Origin of the sequence: Chryseobacterium sp. CH21, from assembly GCF_004119445.1 — a bacterium.
Taxonomy (GTDB): domain Bacteria; phylum Bacteroidota; class Bacteroidia; order Flavobacteriales; family Weeksellaceae; genus Chryseobacterium.
On record NZ_QICI01000070.1, the window covers coordinates 41,571 to 64,837 of the forward strand.

Consider the following 23,267-nt stretch of genomic DNA (forward strand, 5'->3'; position numbering starts at 1 on the left):
GTGAATAGTTGATATGGAAACACAGAAGTTTAGTTATGACAATAGTATTGTCCGTGCGTTCCTTTATGCGACCTTGGTTTTCGGTCTCATTGGATTTACGTTCGGGCTTACGGCGGCATTAATGCTTTTCTACCCTGAATTACCTGAATTCTTTTTCGGGACGGATGACACAACCATTAAAAGTTTGGCATCAGGAAACATTCAAGGTTTAATAAACACTCATGGTGCATTTGGTTTTGGTAGAATCAGAATGCTGCACACCAACACCGTAATCTTTGCATTCGTTTGTAACATCGTTTACACGGGTATTTATTACTCATTACAAAGATTATTAAAAACAAGAATGTACAGTGACACCTTGTCTTGGTTACATTTCTGGACTTGGCAGTTTATGATCGTTGCTACGTTCGTTACGTTCTTTATGGGGATCAATACCTCTAAGGAATATGCTGAACACGAGTGGCCGATCGACATATTGATCGCATTCTCATGGATCATTTTTGGTATCAATATGTTCCTGACTATTTCAAAGAGAAGAGTGAGACACCTTTATGTAGCGATCTGGTTCTACATTGGTACTTGGATTGCAGTAGCAATGCTTCACATCTTCAACAACCTTGAAGTACCTTTATCTTTCACAGGCTGGAAATCTTATTCAGCTTATGCAGGGGTAAAAGATGCTATTGTACAGTGGTGGTATGGTCACAATGCGGTTGCATTCGTATTGACGACTCCGGTTCTAGGTTTAATGTATTACTTCCTTCCGAAGGCTGCAGACAGACCGGTATTCTCTTATAAACTGTCTATTATTCACTTCTGGTCATTAATTTTCGTATATATCTGGGCTGGTCCTCACCACCTTCAGTATACAGCACTTCCAGCTTGGGCTCAGGCGGTAGGAACAGGGTTCTCTATCATGCTTATTGCACCATCTTGGGGAGGTATGTTAAATGGTCTTCTTACACTAAGAGGAGCTTGGGATAAAGTAAGAGAAAATCCTATCCTTAAGTTCTTCGTTGTAGCTGTTACTTGTTATGGTATGGCAACGTTTGAAGGACCGCTTTTGGCAACTAAAAACATCAACAAAATTGGTCACTTTACAGACTGGGTTATCGGTCACGTACACTTAGGAGCTCTTGGATGGAATGGTTTCATGGCATTCGGGGTTATCTATTACTTGGTACCAATTATGTGGAGAACAAAAATCTGGTCTGTAAAATTAGCTAACTGGCATTTCTGGTTAGGTACTTTAGGAATCATTTTCTATGCAGTTCCAATGTATATTTCAGGATTCACACAAGGATTAATGTGGAAGCAATTCAACCCAGACGGAACATTATTATGGAAAAACTGGTTGGATACGGTAACGGCAATTATTCCTTACTTCAAAATGAGATTCGTAGGAGGTTTATTCTATATATCAGGATCTATCCTAATGATTATTAACGTAATTGCTACAGTAAGAAAAGGATCATTCCAGAAAGAAGTTCCTGCTGAAGCACCAGCGTTGGCAAACATCAGCAAAAACAGAAAAGAAGGAGAAGGTACTCACCTTTGGCTGGAAAGAACTCCGGTATTATTAGGTATTTTATCTTTCTTCACAATATCTATTGGTAGTTCAATTGAAATCATCCCTACACTATCTCTTAAGAAAAGTGTACCTACGATTTCTGCAGTGAAGCCTTATTCACCACTTGAACTTGAAGGTAGAGATATCTATATCCGTGAAGGATGTAATGCTTGTCACTCTCAGATGATCAGACCGTTCAGAGATGAGATTACAAGATTCAACGGTAAAAACGGACAATACTCCAAAGCTGGAGAATTCGTATACGACAGACCATTCCTATGGGGTTCTAAGAGAACAGGACCGGATTTACATAGAGAAGGGGGTAAAAACCCAAGTTCTTGGCACTACAAACACATGTATAACCCAAGATCTACTTCTGCAGGTTCTATCATGCCTCGTTACCCTTGGTTAATTGCTACTGACTTAGACAGAACTAAGATGGTAGACAAAATGAAGCTGATGAAAAATGTATTTGATGTACCTTATACAAAGGCTCAAATTGATTCTGCAGACAAATGGGCTAACAACCAGTCAGCAAAAATTGTAAAAGATATCTTCTCTGAAGCAAATGACCTTAAGCAGGCTTATGCTAAGAGACCTCAGGGAGAATTAGAGAAAAAAGAAATTGTAGCTCTTATTTCTTATCTTCAGAGATTAGGAACTGATATCAAAACAACGGAAATCAAAACAGCAAGTAATAACTAAAAACATTAAAAGGTTCATATGATTCCTCAGAACTTTAAAGATATATTATCCAATACAGAAAACGCTGGTTTTTACCAGACGCTGGCTCTGATTTTCTTTATGCTGTTCTTCGTCGCTTTAGTAATCTATGTTTTTAGCAGACCTAAAAAATATTACAAAGAGGAAGAAGAGGCACCACTTGGGGATGATGAGGATGACAATTTTAATTTAAAAAATTAAACTATTTTTTATGAAACAAAGAACACCTGTTGTCGTAAACATCTTAATAATAATTGGGCTTTTAATAGTTTTTTATTATTTATTTGTACAGAGCTACGCGTTCCTAGCTTCGCCTTACTTCTGGGGAACAGTTGTGATCGCTGGTATCCTTGCCTATATTCATAGTGCTATTGGAGACCTTATTGAGAACAACAAATTCAAAAAATTATCTCCGGAAGAGAAAGCAGCTTATTTGGCTGAAAAGAAAGTTCCTTTCTTAAGAAGAATGTATGATGCAGCCTTCAAAAAGCAATCTGAAACTGAAGAAAAAGACATCCTTATTGACCACGGTTTCGACGGAATCATGGAGCTGGATAACCAATTACCAAAATGGTGGGTAGGTTTATTCTATTTTGGGACTGCTTTTTGTATTGTATATATTGCAGCATACTCTTTCACAGACTTCGCTCACCCGTTGAGCGAATATGAAAAAGAATATAAAGAGCAGTTAGCTAGTATTGAAGAATATCAGAAAACTCAGCCTCCTGTAACTATTGAAACAGCGAAGTATTCAGCTGATAATATTGCAGAAGGTAAAGAATTATTCAAAACAAACTGTGCATCTTGTCACAAAGAAGACGGTAGTGGAGGTATCGGACCAAACCTTACTGATAACTACTGGATCAACCAGCCTGAGAAAACGTTATTCAAAAACGTATTCCACATGGACTGGAATGGTTCTCCTACTAACCCTGCCATGAGAGCATTCGGTAAAAACGGAGAAGTTTCAGGTGCAGAAATTGAGAAGATTGCAGCATATGTATATCACATCAATCAGGAACAACCACCAGTGACTCAGGCTCAGGGAGGAGCTGCTCCTCAAGGAACCGAAGCACATTGGGAAAAAGAATAATTTAAAAAATTAGAAACATATGAAAAAAACATAATTTGTTATTAGATTAAAATAGTAACGAATTATGTTTTTTCTTTTTTAAAACCTATTACATATGTCAGACATAGAAGAAATAGAAGTACGCGGCGGACAGGGACAGGTTCTGGACCCTGAGACTTACAGAGATTCTATAGGGACAATGGAGCAATCCGGAAAAAGAAGATGGGTATTTCCAAGAAAACCTAAAGGGAAGTACACCAACTATAGAAACATTGTAAGTTATCTATTATTAATTATTTATTTTACACTACCGTTCATCAAAATCAATGGTAATCCACTATTATTATTCAATGTAATAGACAGGGAGTTTTTCATTTTTGGACAGCCTTTCTATCCACAGGACTTTTTTATCCTTACTTTAGGTGCTATCGCCTCTTTAATCTTTATTATTGTTTTTACGATTGCGTTCGGAAGAATTTTCTGCGGGTGGATTTGCCCTCAGACAATTTTTATGGAATCTATCTTCCGTAAAATCGAATATCTGATTGAAGGTGACCGAAATAAGCAAATGAAGCTGGACAGACAGGAGTGGAACAGCGAGAAAATTTGGAAGAGAAGCTTGAAATGGACTGTTTATGTTGTTATTTCATTGATTATCACTCACTTCATGTTCATGTATATTGTAGGATATGAAGAAGTGTTTAAGATTGTTGGTGAAGGGCCATTTACGCATCCTACCAATTTTATTGTAATGATTCTTCTTACCGCAGCATTTTACTTTGTATTTGCATGGTTCAGAGAACAGGTTTGTACGCTGGTATGTCCTTACGGAAGACTTCAGGGAGTACTGATTGATAAAGATACGATCAACGTTTTCTATGATTTTAAAAGAGGAGAAAACAGATCAAAATGGAGAAAAGGAGAAGACAGAAAGGCAGCAGGCAAAGGAGATTGTATAGACTGCCATCAGTGTGTAGTGGTATGCCCTACCGGAATTGACATCAGAGACGGACAGCAGCTGGAATGTATCAACTGTACAGCATGTATTGATGCGTGTGATGAAGTCATGGAAAAAGTAGGTCTTCCAAAAGGATTGGTAAGATATGCTTCCGAGAACGAAATTGAACAGCAGACTCAGTTCAAATTTACCGGAAGAATGAAAGGTTTCTCAATATTCCTTTTCCTTCTTGTAGGATTCTTAGGATATCTTCTTTACAGCCGTGGCGAGATGGAAGCTAAATTCATCAAACCGGCAGGAAGTACATTCTTTGTAAGAGACGGTAAAATTACCAATACCTACAATTATACTTTCCTTAATAAAACGAACGACAAAAAAATCGTTACCATCAAAGTAATGGAGCCGGCCCATGGTGAAATTACTTATAGTGCATCAAGCAAAATTCAGGTAGACAGAGATAAGATTTCAAAAGGAACCATCAATATCAGCTTCCCGGAAGATGAAATGAAACTCTCTAAACAGAATATCACGATTGGTGTTTATGATATGAAAGGTAAACTGATTGATTCATATCAGACTTATTTTGAAGGGCCATTTAAACTGCAATTTTAATTAGAAAAAATGAAGAACTTTAGTTGGGGACACGGTGTTGTAATTGCATTATTAGCATTCATCGTTTTTATATTATCCATGATGTTTCTTTTCCCGAACGGGCAGAAAAACTCAGAAATGGTAACGGATAATTATTATGAAGAGGAGTTGAAGTATCAGGATGTCATTGATGCCAAGAAAAAAGCAGATGACTTACAGGAAAAACCTGTATACAGCCAGGATACCAAAGGAATTAAAATTACTTTTCCAAAAGAATATAACAACTCAAATACTACGGTAAAATTTGTTTTAAACAGAACCGACGACCAGAATTTAGACATCAAAAAATCTGTACAGCTTGATGCCAGCCAGTCTTTTACAATCCCAGCACAGGTATTGAAAGTAGGAAACTACACGTTAAGATTAAGTTGGACCAAAGACAAAACAGACTACCGAATGGATTATGACGTGATATGGAAATAGGACTTATTGTATCGGCTATTGCTTTAGGCTTTGCTTCCGGTTTTCACTGTATCGGAATGTGCGGTCCTATTGCCCTGTCGATGGGATTAACCAAAAAACAGGCAGCCAACTTCTATCTTCAAAACCTTACCTATCAATTCGGAAGAATATTCACCTATTCATTATTGGGTGCCCTTCTTGGAATTATCGGACAGGGATTTGAAATGGCAGGCTTTCAGAAATACCTTACCATAACAGCAGGAGTTCTTCTGATCATTATGGCTGTATTTTCATTTGGCGGAAAAGATTTTGCTTCAAAAATTCCTTTTCTTTCAAAATTTCTATATTCTGTCAAATTAAATTTAGGAAAACTTCTTCAGAAGGCAGATTACCGTTCAAGATTCTCTACAGGAGTTCTTAATGGTTTTTTACCTTGTGGAATGGTTTACATGGCTCTTACCGCAAGCCTTGCAGGAGGTGGAATATGGCAGGGAGCTTTATATATGGCTTTATTTGGTCTCGGAACCCTTCCGTTTATGTTTGCTATAGTTTTAGCTGGAAACCTCATGAATCAGGCCTTCAGGGTGAAAATTTTGAAAGCCGTTCCTGTCATTATGATTATTTTGGGAGGATTATTCATTCTGAGAGGTCTTGAACTGGGAATTCCTTATGTTTCTCCGAAAGCAGAAGCCATGACAATCGTTAAAGATCCTAACGGAGCTGTAAACTGCCATTAATCTGTATGTAAATAAACCATGAAGAAAACCATTCTTTTATTCATGATAAGCCTTTTTATACTGCAATCCTGCAGTGTGAATTCTGAAATTGTCTATCACAAAGATGCTGCCTCTACTTCCCTCATGGATATAGATATAAGAGAGTTTATGTCTGAAATGATGGCCATGACACCAGATTCATTAAAACAGAAGGAATTCGGAGAAATGGACAAACTTCCGACGATCTGGACAAGTATGTATGATTTTTCCAAAAAAGAAGGGAAATTAAAAACTGAAAATCCGGACTCCATCAGAATCATGAAAAAGATCTTCATGAAGTCTACGAAAGAAGACAATAAGCTCGCAGGATTTTCTTTTAAAATGGAACATTTTACACCGGAAGATTATCTGGTCTTAAAAAGTTTTACAAAAACTGAAAAAGTCCCCCTGGATCAGAATATATATAACAATTGGGACGGAAAAACTCTGATAATCGATACAGGAAACTTTAATCTTAAAAGTATTGAAGAATCAATCCGCTCTAAAACCTCAAAGGAAGAATCTGAAAAAATAGCCGGAATGATGGTGATGTTTTTCAAAAAAATTGGGACTACTTTAAAGTTTGAGAATCCCATCCAATCCATTTCAGGGAAACATGACTGGATAAAACAGATTGATAACCATTCAGTAAGGATCGATTACGATCTGAAAGCCATTTATGAGAAAGATTCAAAACTAAAAAACGCAGATAAAAAGATGATCATTGTTACAGAATAAAGCAAAAACCACCGGAATCCGGTGGTTTTTTATTGTAGACTAAATTTTACTATTTAGTTGATAACATCAAATCTTGCATATTCTGCAATCTTCTTAGGAAGTTTAATTCCTTCTGCTGTCTGGTTATTTTCCAGCAACGCAGCCATAATTCTTGGCAATGCCATTGCTGAACCGTTTAGAGTGTGAACCAGCTGAGATTTACCTTCTCCTTTGTAACGGCATTTCAATCTGTTAGCCTGGAATGTTTCAAAGTTAGACACAGAACTTACTTCTAACCACATTTCCTGAGCAGCACTCCAAACTTCGAAGTCATACGTCATGGCAGATGCAAAACCTGTATCACCACCACAAAGTCTTAGTACTCTGAACGGAAGTTCAAGGTCTGTAAGGATTTCTTTGATGTGCTCTACCATTTCTTCCAAAACAGCATAAGAGTTCTCTGGCTTTTCAATTCTTACAATCTCCACTTTTTCAAACTGGTGAAGACGGTTCAATCCTCTTACATGAGCTCCGTAGCTTCCTGCTTCTCTTCTGTAGCACTGAGAAAAAGCTGTATTTTTGATCGGAAGTTCTTTTTCCTCAAGCAATACGTCACGGTAAAGGTTCGTTACAGGAACTTCTGCCGTAGGAATAAGATATAATTTATCTTCGTTGATATAATACATCTGTCCTTCTTTATCCGGCAGCTGTCCGGTTCCAAAACCAGATGCCTCATTCACAACGTGAGGGGGATTCACTTCTGTGTAGCCTTTTTCAACGTTTTTATCTAAAAAATACTGAACCAAAGCTCTCTGTAGTCTTGCTCCTTTTCCTAAATAAACAGGGAAACCTGCACCGGCAATTTTTACCCCTAATTCAAAATCAATAAGGTTATATTTTTTCGCCAGTTCCCAGTGAGGAATAGCTCCTTCACCAAGACCTTCTACCGGATGAGACTGAAAAATCATTTCATTATCATCTGCAGAAGCTCCGCTTTTTACCAATTCATTGGGAATGTTCGGAAGCTGGTACAGAATATTCAGTAAGTCATTTTCTTTAACTTCTAACTGGGATTTCAATTCTGAACTCGACTCTTTGTATTGTGCTGTTTTAGATTTTGCAGATTCCGCTTCTTCTTTTTTCCCTTCTTTCATCAATAGACCAATTTCTTTCGAAATTTTGTTGATTTCGGAAAGCTGGGAATCTAATTCAAACTGGATTCTTTTTCTTTCGTCGTCGGCAGCGATAGCCTCGTCTACCAACCCAAGATTTTTGAAATGTCTTTTCTTAAGACCTTCTAAAACGCGTTCTTTCTCGTCGCGCAAAAAATTGACTTGTAACATTTTATTTAGATGTTAAATATTAGATGTTTAGCTCATAATAAGCTAACAATTGTACAAATTTAAAAATTATTTTGTGATCGTAACAGTATTTGTGGAAGTGGGAGCATTTTCATCCTTAGAAAACACCGGAACTTTGTTGTATAAAACCTTTGAAACCTGGAATACTGTTGGTGTATTACGATACTGAACTTCCAACGTGTCTACAACATTATCATTGGCATTGGTACTTTTTGTATACGTAATCTGCATTCTGGAATAATAGGATGTTCCCGTTCCCGGATTATCAGGGCTGATAGAATCCAGTCTTCTTCTCTTGGCTCCTGCCAGATATTCCATATAAAACAGTGAATCTGTAGTCATCTTCAAAGCAATGCTTACCGGAGCAATATCTTTAGTACCAAAAATATCATTCACAGAAAAGCCTGTAAAAGAACCTGTTTTTTTACTGTTCAGAAGATCCTGACCAGCACTGTTTCTTACATAGATATTCATTAATTGATCTATTCTCTGCAAAGAATCATCATCACTTTTACAGCTGATCATTGCAAAAACTGCAACCAATATGCCCCAAAAATATTTCATCATAGCTACAAAGGTAAAATATTAATCTTTAGGCTGCTTCTTTATTTTTCAAAATATTTCTGGTACCAAAGCTCAAATGTTACCAGCTGCCATATTTTCACCCAGTCATATTCATGTACCTGATGATTCCACCATTCATCAATAACTGCAGCATTGAAAAAATTTCTCTTTTTCAGGCTTTCCAAGGTTTCCGCAATGAAATCTCTTATTTTCTCATCCTTTTTAATGAAATAATTAACCGGAAATGAAAAGCCTTTCTTTGGCATGTTTAAAACTTGCTGAGGAAGATGTTTTGCAGCTGCTTTTCGCAATAAAGGTTTATTCTGAATTCCATTGAACCTCATATTTTGCGGAAGTGCAGATACATAATCTATAAGATCATTACTCAGATAAGGATAACGAAATTCTACACTGTATTTCATTGCACTCAGATCATCCCGGAAAACATGGTGAGAAGAGAGTGAATATTTCATATCATATTCAAAATATCCGGAATAATTTTTTGTATCGGAAAGATGATATTCTGAAAGATTTGTTTCAATATTATTATAAATTTCAGGATTTGTCAGAGTTTTAGCTTCCAAAGGCATCATACTGATCTGGCTCTGTCTGAAAAAATCAAACATATCATCCTGAGAGAAATAGTTTTTCACCCGTTGTGAAAATTTATCTTTGGTGAAAATAAATGGTTTTATAAAATTAAAATTCCTCATCAAAAGCCATCTTTTAAGTTTCAGAGTATGAGAATAGCCTGCAAAGAGCTCATCTGCACCGTTACCACTTAATACTACTTTAAAACCTCTGTCATGTGCGAATTTTGCAGCATTAATCAACACTTCAAAGCTGCTGTAAGGTTCTTCAAAATGCTGGATATTTTCCTTAAGCTGTTCCAAAGCTTCTTCATCACTTACTTCCTTTATTTCATGCGAAACACCAAAATATTTAGCCGCCAGCGATGCATTTTTCACTTCCTCTTCAGAAAACGGATAAGATATAGTGTATGTATGAATATCAGTATTAAAAGGTTTTGATTTTGAAGCAATTAAAGTAGAATCTATTCCTCCACTCATCATTACCGCTACGGGAACATCGGCATATAATTGCTCTGAGAGACTTTCAGAAAGAAGTTCATCTATTTTTCTTACCGCTTCTTCTTCAGAAATATTTTTCTTAGAACATGAAGGGAACTTCCAGAATTTTTCTTTAGTGATTTTCTGATCTTTTAAATCAATAGTCATAAAGGAAGCAGGTTCCATTGAAAAAATATGCTGAAAACAGGTTTGTGGAGCCAACGTTGTCTGGAAAAGAAAATTGGTATATACTCCATTCCAATTGATTTCAGGTTCTACAAATTCATGCTTCAGCAATGCTTTTATTTCTGAGGCCCAAACTAACCCCTTCTCGCTCTGGTAGTAAAAAAGAGGTTTCATCCCTACTCTATCTCTTGCCAGTATAAGTTTCTGGCTGGAGAGATCAACGATACAGATGGCAAACATCCCATCCAGCCTTGCAAAGACTGAGTTTCCCCACTCCTGGTAAGCTTTGAGAATGACTTCAGTATCAGAAGTACTATGGAAAGAATGTCCTGCAGACTCAAGCTCTTTTTTTAATTCTTTAAAATTATAAATCTCTCCGTTAAAGGTGATAATAATTTGCTCATTCTCTGAAAGCATGGGCTGATGCCCTTTTTCAGACAAATCAATGATAGATAATCTGCGGAAACCCAAAGCAATCTCTGAATTCTCGTTCTGCAAAACCGGAAATTGTTCTTTAATTTTTTGGGTAGAATCATTCCCTGAAAAAGAAAATCCCTGATTCAAATTATATAGCCAGAAACCTTCATCATCCGGTCCGCGATGTCTGATCGCCTGATTCATTTCCAGAATATTTGTTGAGGAAATACTTTTATGAAATGAATAATAACCGCTGATTCCACACATAGTAAAGACTTAATTGATTTGTAAAAATAAGGAAATGTCTTTATTTTCGCCCGTGTATGGAGTAATTATTTCTTCAGAAATTTTTCTTTTAAAAGCTGTATTTCTTCTTTTGAAACCATATAGTCTTTCAAATTGAATGGTGTAGAGCTATAAAACTTTCTGAACAAGAGAAAAGCTGAAACCAAATAGGATGATGTGGTAGCGATACAAGCACCCAAAATTCCCCATCTGGGTACTGCAATGAAAGAAAATGCAACTGTCACAACCAATCCGACAATGGATTTTACATTAAGAATTTTAAGTTCTCTCATTCCAGAAAAGTAATGTCCAACCATATCACTGACAGCAATGGCGAAAATTCCGGGTGATAAAAGAAGCATAATTTCTTTGGTATCTCTGAATTCTTTACCGAAAATTATTTCATACACCTGAGATGGTATAATGATGATTCCCAGCACAAAACCAATCATCAGAATAAAAGTCAGTTTTAAAGCTTCTTTGGTTTTTTCTATAGATTCCTCACTACTTTTACTATTAACCACATCTGAGTACAAAATCACAGCAATACTGCGGGTAATCGTCCATATTGCCTCTGAGAAAGTAACCCCAATGGAAAAAATTCCAACGCTGGCAATACCTTCAAAATGTTCTAAGAAATAAAATGAAAGTCTGTAATTCAAAAACTGAACAAAAGCACTCAGCTGGGTTTTCCAACCATATTCAAACATATTTCTGCCCACCTCTTTTGAGAATGATATTTCGGAAATATTGCATCTTTTGATGATCTGAAAAAACTGGTAAGGAAGAGAAGCGCCAGACATCCGATCTGTGCAAGAAAATAGACTGAAACATCTTTTTTCCCAAACATATACACCAATATTCCTATAAAGATAATATGAACCAGTTGTTGCAACACAGTATATACATTAAACTTTCTAATATTCTGTGTTCCAATAAATAAGCTGATATTGGTAGATAAGAGTGAAGAAAAAACAGATATTCCAATAAGATACAACAGATATTCACTCTGAATAGAAGCCAGACTGAATAAGAACGGGATTAAAAGCCCTGTCAGAAGAGACCATAGATAGGCATATAATAAAACTTTCTCTATTTTAAATCTTGATGCAAAATAAGAAGCACTGCTTCCGGAAAAGATACTGCTGAAAAAGCTCACTGCTGCAGCATTGGCAACTACAATCGAAATAGTTCCTTTCCCCTCACTTCCCCACATATTCGTAGAATAGATCACCAATCCGAAACTTAGGATCAGAATAAGAAAACGTGAGACAAATGTTTTAATGATAGTAAGCTGCATGATGGTTATTTATCAATAGACTTTTTCACAAACTCAATAAAAGAGTTCTTTATTATTCCCCAATTGTATTTTTTTCAAATTCCTTTCGGGCATTATGTGCATCAGAATAATATAACTCCGGATTCCTGATATAATTAATCACAATTTCAGAAATATCTTCAGCATCCTGAGGATCCACCAGGCACCCAAATGAAAGTTTCTTCATATGCTTCCGGATACCCTTCAAATTGGAATAAATCACCGGTTTTCCTGCTCCCATAAAGTAAAAAAGTTTTATCGGCAGAGAATGATTGTTTTCAAAATTAATTTCCCGAAGATCAAAACATAGATCTGCATCTGCAAATGCTTCTGTGAACTGTTCAAAACGAGTTGATTTCCTGATGTCAATATCATCAAAAGAATATTCTTTCAATAACGATGAAAAATAGAGCTCGTCACTTTCGTCAACAGTGGAGCCAATAATGAGGATTTTAATATGTAATTCAGGAAGTTTCTGACGAACCTTATCTACTGCATTGAAGAAATTTCCAATTCCTTTATCTTTAGAAATCTGTCCTGTGTAACAAAGTGTTATTCTATTGGATTCAAGTTTCTTGATGCTTTCCTTGATATATACAGAATCAGGATAATAAGGAAGAATTATCTGTTTTTTAAATCCGAAAAAATAGGCTAATGGAAATTTTTTAGTCGTTTCTCCAAAAATAAAGTGAGTGCTCAAAAAGCCGGCATATAACTGAATAAGAGAAAATTTTACAGCTTGAAAAATTTTAGCGGGAAAACGATAGTTCTGAAGCATTGACATGGAAGGATACCACTCTGTAATGTCGTAAATACAGCTTACCCTATTCTCTTTTACAAATTTCTTTGAAGCCACTACAGCCAATGGTTCGGAACAGATAATGATCTTAGGCTGAAAACTTTCACATACTTTCTGAAAAACCTCTATTTTCTGTTCGATGCTTTCTTCCAGGATAGCATAAGATTCTATTTCAATTCCATCAATAAAACCCTTATAATCAGCATATAAACTACATATTCTCACTTCATACCCATTATCTCTAAGAGCTTTTGCCTGATGATAAAAAATCCGGTCATCATTATAGCTGTGGGATGTCGTTAAAAAAAGTACTTTAGGCATTGATTTTTACTCGAATCTATACAAAGATACATTAAAACAAAAAAGTGAGAAACACGTTCTCACTTTATGATTATTCGGCTGTATAAGCTACACAGCGATTATTTTACTGAAGCTGCCCAACTCTTCTCCAAAGGAAGAAGGAAGTGGCTTAAAAAGTCCAGATATGTATTTTTTGAGAAGTCAAAAACCTGCATATCATTTGCAAGTTCTCCGCTTCTTAATTTCGTTTTAAAGTCTATGAGTTTAAGTGTCTTTACTTCACCGTTTTCCACAAAACTTGCTTTCATTCTATCAAAAAGTCCCAATTGATACTCTTCATCAATTTCTCTCATGATCTTTCCTAAAGCATCAATACTGCATCCTGAAGCCATTTCTTTTTCTTCGTCTACGCACACTACGATAAACTGATTCTTTTCAATTTTAAATGAAGAAGAAAGCGGTTTTCCGTGAGCAGCCCATGTAGCAAGGAAGTCGAAAAGTTTTTCGGTAATGGCTTTTGCTTCTTTTGTTTCAAAAGGTCTTGAAGCCGGATATATAATGACTCTGTAGTCGTTGGTTTCTACAATATTAGATTCTTCGATTTTCATAATGTAAATATTTATTTTTCAAAGATTTGAACAACCTTATTCAATTTTGATCATTAGACAAAACAGGAGTAGAATAATGATTTTAAATCCTTATTATTTAAAAAACAAAATTACGCAATTTTCTCGAGTTTAAGATCATTGTATTTTTTGCTCAGTACATAGAGCATCATCATGAAAAGCGGGAAAATAAACGGGAAGAAAAATCTCAACGCTGCCGACTGTGGAAAGAAAAAGAATTTGATATACACATTCACCAGGAAAAGAACAGAAATCATTCTTACCCATACATCTTTGGAACGCCAGAAGATAACCCCGATCATAATGGCTACAGATAAAGTTACCTTTTTAAAATAAATAATTTTGATATAAATGATACTCAGATAGTCTTTTAAACTGACATCGATAGGATGTGTAGAAATAATAGGCCTTCTATCAATAAAAGTATCATAAAAGAGGTCTTTCCAGCCCGGATAATGATAAAATTTAATGATTACCAGATACATTATCAAAAGCACTATTCCCTGTCCAATGAAAGAAATGTCAATCTTTTTTTCTTTAAAATAATGAAAAAAGAACACTGCGACAATATAGGTCAGGGTGAATGTAATATAATCCGGCCGTATAAAGGTAATCCCAAACAGAAGCACAAACATGGCCCATTTACTCCATTTTTTGATTAATCCAATAATAAAGATCAGCATAAATTGGAAAATGAACATATCCGGTGTAGAAACCCTGGACATATAGGTCATTGGCGGCAATAGCATTGCAGCAATCGTTAATACGATGGCAAGCCAATATTTCTTTGGAAACAGGAGTTTCAGGATATAAAATAATAATAACCCTGAAAAAAAATAAGATATAAGACTGGTAAACAGAACTGCCATTGGTGCGGTAAATCCAAGCTTATAAAAAAGTGTTATGACAAGAATATACCCTACTTTGATTTGAAAATAGGGTAATTGTTCTGTAAAAGATTGTGTATTTTTTACGAAATACTGCCTTGGAATATCCCACTGCTTTATTCCGATGATGTCTGTATAGTGAGCTGCAGGAGCCTCTTTTTTTATATCCTCATAGGTAATGATCCGGACTTTATCCGGTGAATCCGGAAACTCGGAAGTATACATACATCCCATGTAGCCCGGCATATCCCAATCATATACTCTGTTTTGATAATTCCAGTATGTAAGAAGTGTAAGTATCGAAATTATCAACAAAAAGGAGAGTCTCCATTTCAACTTCATAAACCTTTGTAAGATTTCAATTATAAGTCTTCTGCTTCAGCAAGAAGTTCAACGATATCTTTTACGGCTACTTCGGTATTTTTGTTAAAGTGTTTTACACCATCCGTCATCATGGTATTACAGAAAGGGCATCCGGTAGCAATTACTTTAGGTTCAAAAGATAAAGCTTCTTCCGTTCTTTCAATATTGATATCTTTATTTCCTTTTTCAGGTTCTTTAAACATCTGTGCTCCACCTGCTCCACAGCAAAGACCTTTAGTTTTGCAACGCTTCATTTCTACAAGCTCCGCATCCAGCTTCTCCAATAATAGTCTTGGAGCTTCATATTCGTCATTGGCACGGCCTAAATAACATGGATCATGGAACGTAATTTTTTTCCCTTTGAAAGCTCCGCCTTCTATCTTCAGCCTTCCTTCTTCCATTAAAGTTTTAAGAAACTGAGTATGGTGTACAACATCAAAGTGACCACCTAAGCTTGGATATTCATTTTTAAGGGTATTGAAACAGTGTGGGCAAGCGGTTACGATTTTCTTTACTTCGTAGGCATTCAGGACTTCAATATTGGTAAGTGCCATCATCTGGAACACGAATTCGTTTCCGGCTCTTTTTGCAGGGTCTCCTGTACAGCTTTCTTCCTGTCCTAAAACTGCAAATTCAACGCCTATTTTATTTAATATCTTGCAAAATGCTTTTGTAATTTTTTTAGCACGGTCATCAAAACTTCCCGCACATCCAACCCAAAATAAAACTTCCGGGGCTTTTCCTTCGGCAGCATATTCTGCCATTGTTTTTATATTGAAATCCATTTCTTTTTCAATTTGAAAATGTGAGAATTTGGAAATTTGAAAGTGATGTAAACTGTGATCAATTTCAAACTTTCAAATTGATTAATTATCTAGTTTTCCGTTGCCCAGTTCAGACGGTCAGCCTGGTTATACTGCCAAGGCGCTGCGTTATTTTCCACATTGGTCATCATCAGATTCAGTTCCTGTGGAGCAGCAGACTGTTCCATCACCAGGAATCTTCTCATTTCAAAAATAATGGAAAGTGGATCAAGCAATACCGGACATGCATCTGTACATGCATTACATGTAGTACAAGCCCAAAGTTCTTCTTTAGTGATATAATCGTTCAACAGTTTTTTACCGTCATCAACAAATTTTCCGTTTTGGTCAATATTTCTTCCTACTTCTTCCAGCCTGTCTCTGGTTTTCATCAGAATCAATCTCGGAGAAAGTTTTTTACCGGTAATATTAGCTGGACAAACAGAAGTACAACGGCCACATTCTGTACAAGAATAAGCATTAAGCAACTGTACCTGGTTCAGGTCAAAGATATCTTCAGCACCGAATTTAGAAGGTGCATCAGCTTCAGCACCTTCTGCCGGAGCAGCATAAGGATCTGCATTAGGATCCATCATTAATTTGATTTCCTTCGTTACAGACTCAAGATTATTGAATTTTCCTTTTTTATCAAGATTTGCATACCATGTACTTGGAAATGCAAGAATAATATGCAGGTGCTTAGAATAGTAAAGATAGTTCATGAAGAAAAGGATACCTACAAAGTGGAACCACCACGCAGCTTTTTCTGTGAACATCAAAAATCCGTTATCAAAACTAAAAATTTCTAAAAACGGAACCAATGTCATTTCACTGATCGGGAAGCTTCCATGTTCTGGTAAAGCTCCTCTGGATTGTAAAATAAAATCTGAAGCATTCATCATAAAGAAAGCCATCATTAAGGCGAATTCAATAATCAGAATCCAGTTGGCATCATTTTTTGGCCAACCGAAAAGTTCTTTCATTGTTAACCTTTTAACGCCATAAAAATTTCTTCGGATGAAGAAGATAACCACTCCTATTACTACAAGAAGTGCCAAAATCTCTAATGTTGCTGTAAAGAAACTATAGAATCCATGTCCAAAAACCGAAGCCAGGAAACGGTGTGTACCAAACAATCCATCAACAATGATTTCTATTAATTCGATATTAATAATCACAAAACCTACATAAACAAAAAGGTGTAGAACTCCTGCAACAGGGCGTGCCGTCATTTTACTCTGTCCCATCGCTACACGCGCCATAGTTCCCCAGCGTTCTCCTTTTCTATCGTTTCTATTGATTTCGTGACCTAACCTGATATTCCTGTAGATCTTCAGCAGGCTCTTAGCGAACAGCCCGAATCCTGCCACTAATAAAATCAGGAAAATAATATTACCAATATATTGCATAAGGTGGCGTATTAGTCTTTGTTATTTTTACCGAAAACCGAGAAGTTGATATATCTCTTCGGGTTCGCTTTCATATCTTCGATTAATGAATTCAAGTTAGTAGAAGCTGAATTCAGGTTGTTATAAAGCTGATCGTCTTTCATAATTTTTCCTAAACTTCCTTCTCCTCTGTCAATACCTCCGATTACCTGATTTAATTTGCCTACGGTAGCATCTAAATTGGCAATTGTAGAATTCAACTGCTTCGTATCAATGCTCTGAGCTAAATTTCCATATTTATCCAAGGTAACCTTTCCGCTTTGCATTGTAAGGCTTGCATCATCCAGTACTTTCTGCAATTTAGGATCATTGTGCCCTACAAGACTGTTTACACTTCCTGCTGTAGTCTGTAATGCTCCTACTGTTTTATTAAGATTGGATAATAAAGCTTTTATTTCAGCTCTGTTTTGAGCGTCTACAAGCAGATTGGCATTGGCCATTAGAGAGTCTACTCTGTGTAAAACCACCTGCAGCTGATCTTTTACCGGACCTACCTGAGAAGAAAGACTTCCCAGTGTTCCCAGCTTGAAAGCTCCTTTCAGGGTATCTCCATCTTTGGCTGTCTGACCTCCATATGCAAGGTTTACCCTCATTTCTTTACCAGACATTAACCCTGGTTCAAAAATTTCTAATGATGAATTTTTTGAGAATTCAAATTTGTTATCAACTGTAATTTTTACAACAAAATTAATTTTTCCATCTTTTGAAGTAAGAGGAATAATTTTGTCCACCTGTCCAACCTTCAGACCGTTGATAGAAACAGCCGAAGACTGCGCCAGACCTTCTACGTTATCATATTTTGCGTAAAATATATTATCGGTAGTAAAAAGGCTTTTCCCTTTCATAAACTGAAACAACACCACAAAGCCTACAATAGCTAGAAGTGTGATCACACCAGCTTTTAATTCTTTACTGAACTTCACTTGCTAATTTTTTTCTAATAAGCAAATATAATACATTTTAAACAAATCTTTTCCTTTATTATTCTGCGCTAAATACAAAAAAAAGCGACAAAAAATTTTGTCGCTTTTTATATTCTTGAAATTAATTTCTTAATGTTGCTGATTTCCTAGCTTATTCCAGATCTCAATTCTGAAATCTTCGATATCTGCATTGTCCTGAAGGCTCTTCATCCAAGCCTGTCCGAACATTCCAGAATTTCTCTGAGTAAGAGACTCTGTAAACTGCTTAAGATCTCCAGGTTGTTTGTTTACTGTTTCTGATTTTTTAACCAAAACATAAACTCCTGTTCCTCCTTCAACCGGGTTGGAAAGTTTACCTTTTGCAACACCAAATGCAGCACCGGCAACTTTAGGTTCCATAGCACCAGCTACTGAAGGATTCAATAGATTTACCTGAGCAGATTGTTTTGGAGCTGCAAATAATTTAGCAACCTGATCTAAGCTTGAAGCTTTTGCTGCTGCAATTTTATCAGAGATTTGTTTTGCAGCCAATTTATTTTTAACTAAAACTTCAATCTGATCTCTTACAGATTCAGGATCTGCAAGACCAGCATCTTGTTTTCCGTTTAGATACACTACAATTTTATCACCTGTTCCTTCTACAGTAAATAATTCAGTATCTCCTTTTGATCTTTTCTTATCGAAAGCCCAAGTAAGGATCTCAGGATCTTTTTCAGTACCTAAGCCCTGAAGCTGACCTTCAAATCTTTTTGCTGCTTTTGGATTGGAGAACTGATAATTTCCTTTCTTAGCAATATTCACAAAATCGTTGAAAGATTTCCCCTGAACCTGCTGAATGAATTTTCTTGATTTTTTATCAGTTTCAGCCTCAGTAGCATCTGAAGGCTTAATTCCTTTCACAAGGTTAGCAACCTTATATCCCATTGATCCTGACTTCTTATCTTCAATATTGATGATATGATAACCAAACTGAGTTTCTACTACACCTGTAGCTCCTTTAGGATTGCTTGCAAGGTAAGCAAGGAATTCAGGAACGAAAGGTGTTTCAGGAGTTGTCCATCCTAAGCTACCTCCTTGTGCTGCAGAATTCGGATCGCTTGAAAGCTTAAGGAATTCTGTGAATTTAGCAGGAGTTGCTTTTACAATAGCTCCGATAGAGTCTGCCAATTTCTTAGCCTGCTCTTTAGTTCTTGTTACTCCCTCGCCTGCAGGACTTCCTTTGAATGCAATAAGGATATGTCTTGACAAAGTAGAGTCTGAAGCTCTTTTACCTACCAATTTAGATACTACATAAAGGTCTTGCTCTTTATAAGGACCAAAAGTCTGGCCTACTGCCGCTGTAGTAATCTGATCTTTAATCGTTGGAGGCAATTGTGCAGGGTTCACATATTGTGGATTGAATGGCGCATCAGAGTTTGCTGTAACAAACATAGAGTCGTTTTTCGTATTCTGGAAGTTTTCTGTACCTCCACTCGCATCTGTACCTCCTGAATATAATTTTGTAATTTCTTTCAGAGTAGCTGCATCATCTGCTGCGCTTGGTTTTGATGGGAAATATACGATACCGATATTTCTGCTTGGCTCAGCTTTGAACATTACAGGGTGCTCCTTGATGTAGTTAGCAAGATCCTGTGTCGTAACATTGATCTTGGTTTTCTGAAGATAGGCTGCATAATCTACTTTCACAAAGTCGATATCTGCAAGCTGATCTCTCTGCTTCATCAATTCTTCGGCTTCTTTCTTACCGGTAGTGATACCTGCTGAAATATTGGTAAACACCTGTCTTGCCATCAGTCTGTACTCAATAGTCTTTTTAGTTTTCAACCATTGATTATATCCTTCAGGATTGGTGTTTTTTAATGTTTCAATTTCTTTTTTAAGCTCTTGAGTTTTAAAGTTACCTTTCTCATCAAAGAACTGTTGATTCTGAGCAAACATCTGATCGTACTGGATTTGATTCCAGAAATAATCATCAGTCATTTCAAAGCCCAATTTCTCAAACTGTTGTTTGATAAGTTTAGATTGTACAAGTAACTGCCAAGCCTGCTCTTCAAGACCGTTTTTCGGACGCCCTTGCTGATCAGCCTGTTGCTGCAACACGAAAAGCTGATCATTGAACTCTTCGCGGGTGATTTTCTCACCATTTACTTTTCCTAAAACGTCAGGATTCTTACCAAAAACCTTGTCGATACTATCTGGGTTCACCAGGAACGCCAAAAGCGCTAAGGCTATTACTCCCATTAAAAGCCAAGGCTTACTCCTAATCTGTCCTAAAATTGCCATTTTATAAATTATAGTTTTTTATCAGTTTGCGAAAATACACATTTTTAAGAAATTACAGAAACAGAACTGCTTTATTTTAATTTTTAATGTAAAGATTATCTAAAAAAGGAAATTTTGACCGTATTTTTAAGTAAAAAACAAATGGCATAAGTATTGTGCATTTTTAGAATATTATAATATGACACACATTTTCAGAGCATATTGTAAAAAATCCTTTTAACGATAAAAAACGAAAATGACAATTTGTCATTCGATTGACTATGACAGAATTTGAAGATATTAGTTTAGAAGAAATGATCAGCGATGGATTTGATATCGTAGCTGAAGAAATCAATCTTTCCGACTTCGCAGAGACTGATAAAAATTCCGAACAGAAAATATTCCCGATACTTCCCGTAAGAAATATGGTTATGTTCCCTAACGTAGTAATTCCTATTACTGCAGGAAGAAAAACCTCTATACAGCTTCTTGAGGAAGCACAGAAGAACGGTGATTTTATTGGAATTGTAAGCCAGAAAAATTCGGATATGGAACAGCCTTCCGAAAAAGATATTTATTCTACCGGGACATTGGCAAAGATCATTAAGATCATCAAGCTTCCGGAAGGTAATATTACTGCTATTACTAAAGGTTTCCACCGATTTAAGATTAAAAAAATCATTGAAAACCAACCTTATTTCCGAGCAGAAATTTCAAAATTAAAAGATACACGTCCTAAAAATCAGGATGAATATGAAGCGCTGTTGGAAAACATCAAAGATCTTGCTTTAAAAATCATTGAACTGGATCCTAATATTCCTAATGCTGCTAATTTTGCAATCAAAAATATTAACAACAATGATGATCTTCTGAATTTCATCTGTACAAATGCTAACTTCTCTTCGATAGCAAAGCAAAAGCTTCTTGAAGAAAAGAGCCTGATGATAAGAGCCAACCAGTGCTATGAAATGATGCATGAGGATTTCAGAAAACTGGAACTGAGAAATCAGATTCATCAGAAAACCTCCAAAGATCTCGACAAACAGCAGAGAGAATATTTTCTGAATCAGCAGATCAGAACCATCCAGGAAGAACTGGGCGGTGGCCCTGAAAGCGATGTTGAAGATTTAATCGCGAAAGCTAAGACTAAAAAATGGAGTAAGGAAGTAGAGGAGCATTTCCAGAAGGAAATTGGCAGACTACAGCGTCAGAATCCTAATTCTCCGGATTATAATGTACAGAGAAACTATCTGGATTTCTTTACGGATCTTCCTTGGGAAACGTATACAAAAGATATTTTTGATATTGCTAAGGCTGAAAAAGTGCTTGATAAAGCTCACTTCGGACTGGAAGACATCAAAAAAAGAATTCTGGAGCACATGGCTGTTTTAAAATTAAAAAACAACATGAAATCTCCTATCCTTTTATTGGTAGGGCCTCCGGGAGTTGGTAAAACATCTTTAGGTAAGTCTATTGCAGATGCTTTAGGAAGAAAATATGTAAGATTATCATTGGGTGGTCTGCATGACGAAAGTGAAATCCGTGGACATAGAAAAACGTATATCGGTGCTATGGCAGGTCGAATTTTACAGTCAATCAAAAAATCTGGCACTTCAAATCCGGTAATCGTTCTTGATGAGATTGATAAAATTGGGCAAGGCCTTCATGGGGACCCAAGCTCAGCACTCTTAGAAGTTCTTGATCCTGAACAAAATAAGTCCTTTTATGATAATTTCCTTGAGATGGGTTATGATCTGTCAAAAGTAATGTTCATTGCTACAGCCAACTCTCTTTCAACAATTCAAACTCCTCTTTTAGACAGAACGGAGATTATTCAGATTGCCGGTTATACTTTGGAGGAAAAGATTGAGATTGCTAAAAGACATTTAATCAAGAAGCAACAGGAGGAGAATGGTCTGGATGCTAAATCATTCAAACTTGGAAATCCTGAGCTTAAGCATATCGTAGAAGCACATACTTCGGAAAGCGGTGTAAGAACACTGGAGAAAAGAATTGCTGCCGTTGCAAGATGGGTAGCACTACAAACTGCTTTAACAAAAGAATATGATCCAAAAATTTCATTGGAAAAAGTAGATGAAATTCTTGGAGTTCCAAGACCTAAAAGCTTATCTGAAATCACTGGAGTTCCAGGCGTTGTAACAGGTCTTGCATGGACAAGTGTAGGTGGTGATATTCTTTATATTGAAAGTATATTAAGCAATGGAAAAGGGTCTTTAACCATGACCGGAAACCTTGGAACGGTGATGAAGGAATCTGCTACAATTGCGCTTGAATATATTAAAGCAAAGCATGATGAACTAGGAATTCCTCAGGAAGATCTGGATAAAAAGAACATTCACGTTCACGTTCCCGAAGGGGCAACTCCTAAGGACGGACCGTCTGCAGGTATTGCCATGCTGACATCTATGGTTTCTTCTTTCAAAAATAAAAAGATAAAACCTCACCTTGCGATGACAGGAGAAATTACGTTAAGAGGAAAAGTGCTGCCTGTAGGAGGAATCAAAGAAAAACTTCTTGCTGCAACAAGAGCTGGAATTAAAGATGTAATCCTTTGTGAAGCCAACAGAAAAGACGTAGAAGAAATCAAAAAAGATTATTTAAAAGATCTTAAAGTACATTACGTCAACAGAATGGAGGAAGTTATTGCTATCGCCATTGAAGAGTAAAAACAACTTATCAACATATTAACTTCTCAATAAGGAAACACGTTCTGAATATCAGAGCGTGTTTCTGTTTTATAAACGGGAATAATTTATTCATCTAGTGGAACAAAATTTGCTACAATA

General features: G+C 36.4%; 20 protein-coding genes. 8 read left to right on the top strand and 12 right to left on the bottom strand.

What is annotated here, in order from left to right:
* Positions 1-13: 13 nt before the first annotated feature.
* The 7 genes from ccoN to BOQ62_RS15110 all read left to right on the top strand — a co-directional run bounded on the left by ccoN (position 14) and on the right by BOQ62_RS15110 (position 6,869).
* Entirely contained in the window at positions 14-2,275 is a 2,262-nt protein-coding gene (gene ccoN / locus BOQ62_RS15080) for a cytochrome-c oxidase, cbb3-type subunit I (protein WP_129040765.1), read from the top strand.
* An 18-nt stretch (positions 2,276-2,293) separates the two neighbouring features.
* Positions 2,294-2,494, top strand: a complete 201-nt coding sequence (locus BOQ62_RS15085; RefSeq protein WP_103232097.1) for a cbb3-type cytochrome oxidase subunit 3 — start codon at positions 2,294-2,296, stop codon at positions 2,492-2,494.
* Positions 2,495-2,504: 10 nt separating this feature from the next.
* The gene (locus BOQ62_RS15090) at positions 2,505-3,386 is read left to right on the top strand and encodes a cbb3-type cytochrome c oxidase N-terminal domain-containing protein (RefSeq protein ID WP_129040767.1); all 882 of its coding nucleotides are present in this window, start codon (positions 2,505-2,507) and stop codon (positions 3,384-3,386) included.
* A gap of 94 nt (positions 3,387-3,480) precedes the next feature.
* On the top strand, positions 3,481-4,935 hold the full coding sequence (gene ccoG, locus BOQ62_RS15095; protein WP_129040769.1) for a cytochrome c oxidase accessory protein CcoG: 1,455 nt from the start codon (positions 3,481-3,483) through the stop codon (positions 4,933-4,935).
* A gap of 9 nt (positions 4,936-4,944) precedes the next feature.
* Positions 4,945-5,397 carry a FixH family protein gene (locus tag BOQ62_RS15100; protein WP_105703480.1) on the top strand — a complete coding sequence of 151 codons (453 nt, stop codon included), beginning with the start codon at positions 4,945-4,947 and terminating at the stop codon, positions 5,395-5,397.
* Positions 5,388-6,113: a sulfite exporter TauE/SafE family protein gene (locus BOQ62_RS15105; RefSeq protein ID WP_129040771.1), complete on the top strand. Its 726-nt coding sequence runs from the start codon at positions 5,388-5,390 to the stop codon at positions 6,111-6,113. Before BOQ62_RS15100 ends, BOQ62_RS15105 begins: the two co-directional genes overlap by 10 nt.
* Positions 6,114-6,131: 18 nt before the next feature.
* Positions 6,132-6,869, top strand: coding sequence for a hypothetical protein (locus BOQ62_RS15110; protein ID WP_129040773.1), 738 nt, complete (start codon positions 6,132-6,134; stop codon positions 6,867-6,869).
* Positions 6,870-6,922: 53 nt separating this feature from the next.
* On the opposite strand, the gene serS is transcribed toward BOQ62_RS15110, so the two are convergent.
* The 12 genes from serS to BOQ62_RS15165 form a co-directional block, all read right to left on the bottom strand.
* The gene (serS, locus tag BOQ62_RS15115) at positions 6,923-8,191 is read right to left on the bottom strand and encodes a serine--tRNA ligase (protein WP_129040775.1); all 1,269 of its coding nucleotides are present in this window, start codon (positions 8,189-8,191) and stop codon (positions 6,923-6,925) included.
* Positions 8,192-8,257: 66 nt separating this feature from the next.
* Entirely contained in the window at positions 8,258-8,776 is a 519-nt protein-coding gene (locus tag BOQ62_RS15120) for a hypothetical protein (RefSeq protein ID WP_129040777.1), read from the bottom strand.
* Positions 8,777-8,814: 38 nt separating this feature from the next.
* The gene (asnB, locus tag BOQ62_RS15125; protein WP_129040779.1) at positions 8,815-10,713 is read right to left on the bottom strand and encodes an asparagine synthase (glutamine-hydrolyzing); all 1,899 of its coding nucleotides are present in this window, start codon (positions 10,711-10,713) and stop codon (positions 8,815-8,817) included.
* 65 nt (positions 10,714-10,778) lie between these two features.
* Positions 10,779-11,441 carry a lipopolysaccharide biosynthesis protein gene (locus BOQ62_RS23405; protein WP_262708346.1) on the bottom strand — a complete coding sequence of 221 codons (663 nt, stop codon included), beginning with the start codon at positions 11,439-11,441 and terminating at the stop codon, positions 10,779-10,781.
* Complete coding sequence (locus tag BOQ62_RS23410; RefSeq protein ID WP_228414190.1) at positions 11,411-12,031, bottom strand: hypothetical protein; 621 nt, start codon at positions 12,029-12,031, stop codon at positions 11,411-11,413. The genes BOQ62_RS23405 and BOQ62_RS23410 overlap by 31 nt, the downstream gene beginning before the upstream one ends.
* Before the next feature lie 52 nt (positions 12,032-12,083).
* Complete coding sequence (locus tag BOQ62_RS15135) at positions 12,084-13,169, bottom strand: glycosyltransferase (protein ID WP_228414193.1); 1,086 nt, start codon at positions 13,167-13,169, stop codon at positions 12,084-12,086.
* 98 nt (positions 13,170-13,267) lie between these two features.
* Positions 13,268-13,756 (bottom strand): hypothetical protein, encoded by a 489-nt coding sequence (locus BOQ62_RS15140; RefSeq protein WP_129040781.1) that lies wholly within the window; start codon positions 13,754-13,756, stop codon positions 13,268-13,270.
* A gap of 110 nt (positions 13,757-13,866) precedes the next feature.
* The gene (locus tag BOQ62_RS15145) at positions 13,867-14,973 is read right to left on the bottom strand and encodes a hypothetical protein (RefSeq protein WP_164976763.1); all 1,107 of its coding nucleotides are present in this window, start codon (positions 14,971-14,973) and stop codon (positions 13,867-13,869) included.
* Positions 14,974-15,023: 50 nt separating this feature from the next.
* A complete protein-coding gene (locus BOQ62_RS15150) occupies positions 15,024-15,809 on the bottom strand; it encodes a (Fe-S)-binding protein (protein WP_105703490.1) in 786 nt (261 codons plus the stop codon).
* An 89-nt stretch (positions 15,810-15,898) separates the two neighbouring features.
* On the bottom strand, positions 15,899-17,236 hold the full coding sequence (locus BOQ62_RS15155; RefSeq protein WP_129040785.1) for a (Fe-S)-binding protein: 1,338 nt from the start codon (positions 17,234-17,236) through the stop codon (positions 15,899-15,901).
* A gap of 11 nt (positions 17,237-17,247) precedes the next feature.
* Positions 17,248-18,198, bottom strand: a complete 951-nt coding sequence (locus BOQ62_RS15160; RefSeq protein WP_105703492.1) for an MlaD family protein — start codon at positions 18,196-18,198, stop codon at positions 17,248-17,250.
* A 129-nt stretch (positions 18,199-18,327) separates the two neighbouring features.
* Positions 18,328-20,481 carry a peptidylprolyl isomerase gene (locus tag BOQ62_RS15165; RefSeq protein WP_129040787.1) on the bottom strand — a complete coding sequence of 718 codons (2,154 nt, stop codon included), beginning with the start codon at positions 20,479-20,481 and terminating at the stop codon, positions 18,328-18,330.
* Between the two features lie 260 nt (positions 20,482-20,741).
* Between BOQ62_RS15165 and lon the strand changes: the two genes are divergently transcribed.
* Entirely contained in the window at positions 20,742-23,147 is a 2,406-nt protein-coding gene (gene lon / locus BOQ62_RS15170) for an endopeptidase La (RefSeq protein ID WP_129040789.1), read from the top strand.
* Positions 23,148-23,267 lie beyond the last annotated feature (120 nt).

Bases quoted from the DNA above. Each gene is read 5' to 3' on its own strand.
- ccoN (WP_129040765.1), top strand. From the start codon at position 14: ATGGAAACACAGAAGTTTAGTTATGACAATAGTATTGTCCGTGCGTTC.
- BOQ62_RS15085 (WP_103232097.1), top strand. From the start codon at position 2,294: ATGATTCCTCAGAACTTTAAAGATATATTATCCAATACAGAAAACGCT.
- BOQ62_RS15090 (WP_129040767.1), top strand. From the start codon at position 2,505: ATGAAACAAAGAACACCTGTTGTCGTAAACATCTTAATAATAATTGGG.
- ccoG (WP_129040769.1), top strand. From the start codon at position 3,481: ATGTCAGACATAGAAGAAATAGAAGTACGCGGCGGACAGGGACAGGTT.
- BOQ62_RS15100 (WP_105703480.1), top strand. From the start codon at position 4,945: ATGAAGAACTTTAGTTGGGGACACGGTGTTGTAATTGCATTATTAGCA.
- BOQ62_RS15105 (WP_129040771.1), top strand. From the start codon at position 5,388: ATGGAAATAGGACTTATTGTATCGGCTATTGCTTTAGGCTTTGCTTCC.
- BOQ62_RS15110 (WP_129040773.1), top strand. From the start codon at position 6,132: ATGAAGAAAACCATTCTTTTATTCATGATAAGCCTTTTTATACTGCAA.
- serS (WP_129040775.1), bottom strand. From the start codon at position 8,191: ATGTTACAAGTCAATTTTTTGCGCGACGAGAAAGAACGCGTTTTAGAA.
- BOQ62_RS15120 (WP_129040777.1), bottom strand. From the start codon at position 8,776: ATGATGAAATATTTTTGGGGCATATTGGTTGCAGTTTTTGCAATGATC.
- asnB (WP_129040779.1), bottom strand. From the start codon at position 10,713: ATGTGTGGAATCAGCGGTTATTATTCATTTCATAAAAGTATTTCCTCA.
- BOQ62_RS23405 (WP_262708346.1), bottom strand. From the start codon at position 11,441: ATGTTTGAATATGGTTGGAAAACCCAGCTGAGTGCTTTTGTTCAGTTT.
- BOQ62_RS23410 (WP_228414190.1), bottom strand. From the start codon at position 12,031: ATGCAGCTTACTATCATTAAAACATTTGTCTCACGTTTTCTTATTCTG.
- BOQ62_RS15135 (WP_228414193.1), bottom strand. From the start codon at position 13,169: ATGCCTAAAGTACTTTTTTTAACGACATCCCACAGCTATAATGATGAC.
- BOQ62_RS15140 (WP_129040781.1), bottom strand. From the start codon at position 13,756: ATGAAAATCGAAGAATCTAATATTGTAGAAACCAACGACTACAGAGTC.
- BOQ62_RS15150 (WP_105703490.1), bottom strand. From the start codon at position 15,809: ATGGATTTCAATATAAAAACAATGGCAGAATATGCTGCCGAAGGAAAA.
- BOQ62_RS15155 (WP_129040785.1), bottom strand. From the start codon at position 17,236: ATGCAATATATTGGTAATATTATTTTCCTGATTTTATTAGTGGCAGGA.
- BOQ62_RS15165 (WP_129040787.1), bottom strand. From the start codon at position 20,481: ATGGCAATTTTAGGACAGATTAGGAGTAAGCCTTGGCTTTTAATGGGA.
- lon (WP_129040789.1), top strand. From the start codon at position 20,742: ATGACAGAATTTGAAGATATTAGTTTAGAAGAAATGATCAGCGATGGA.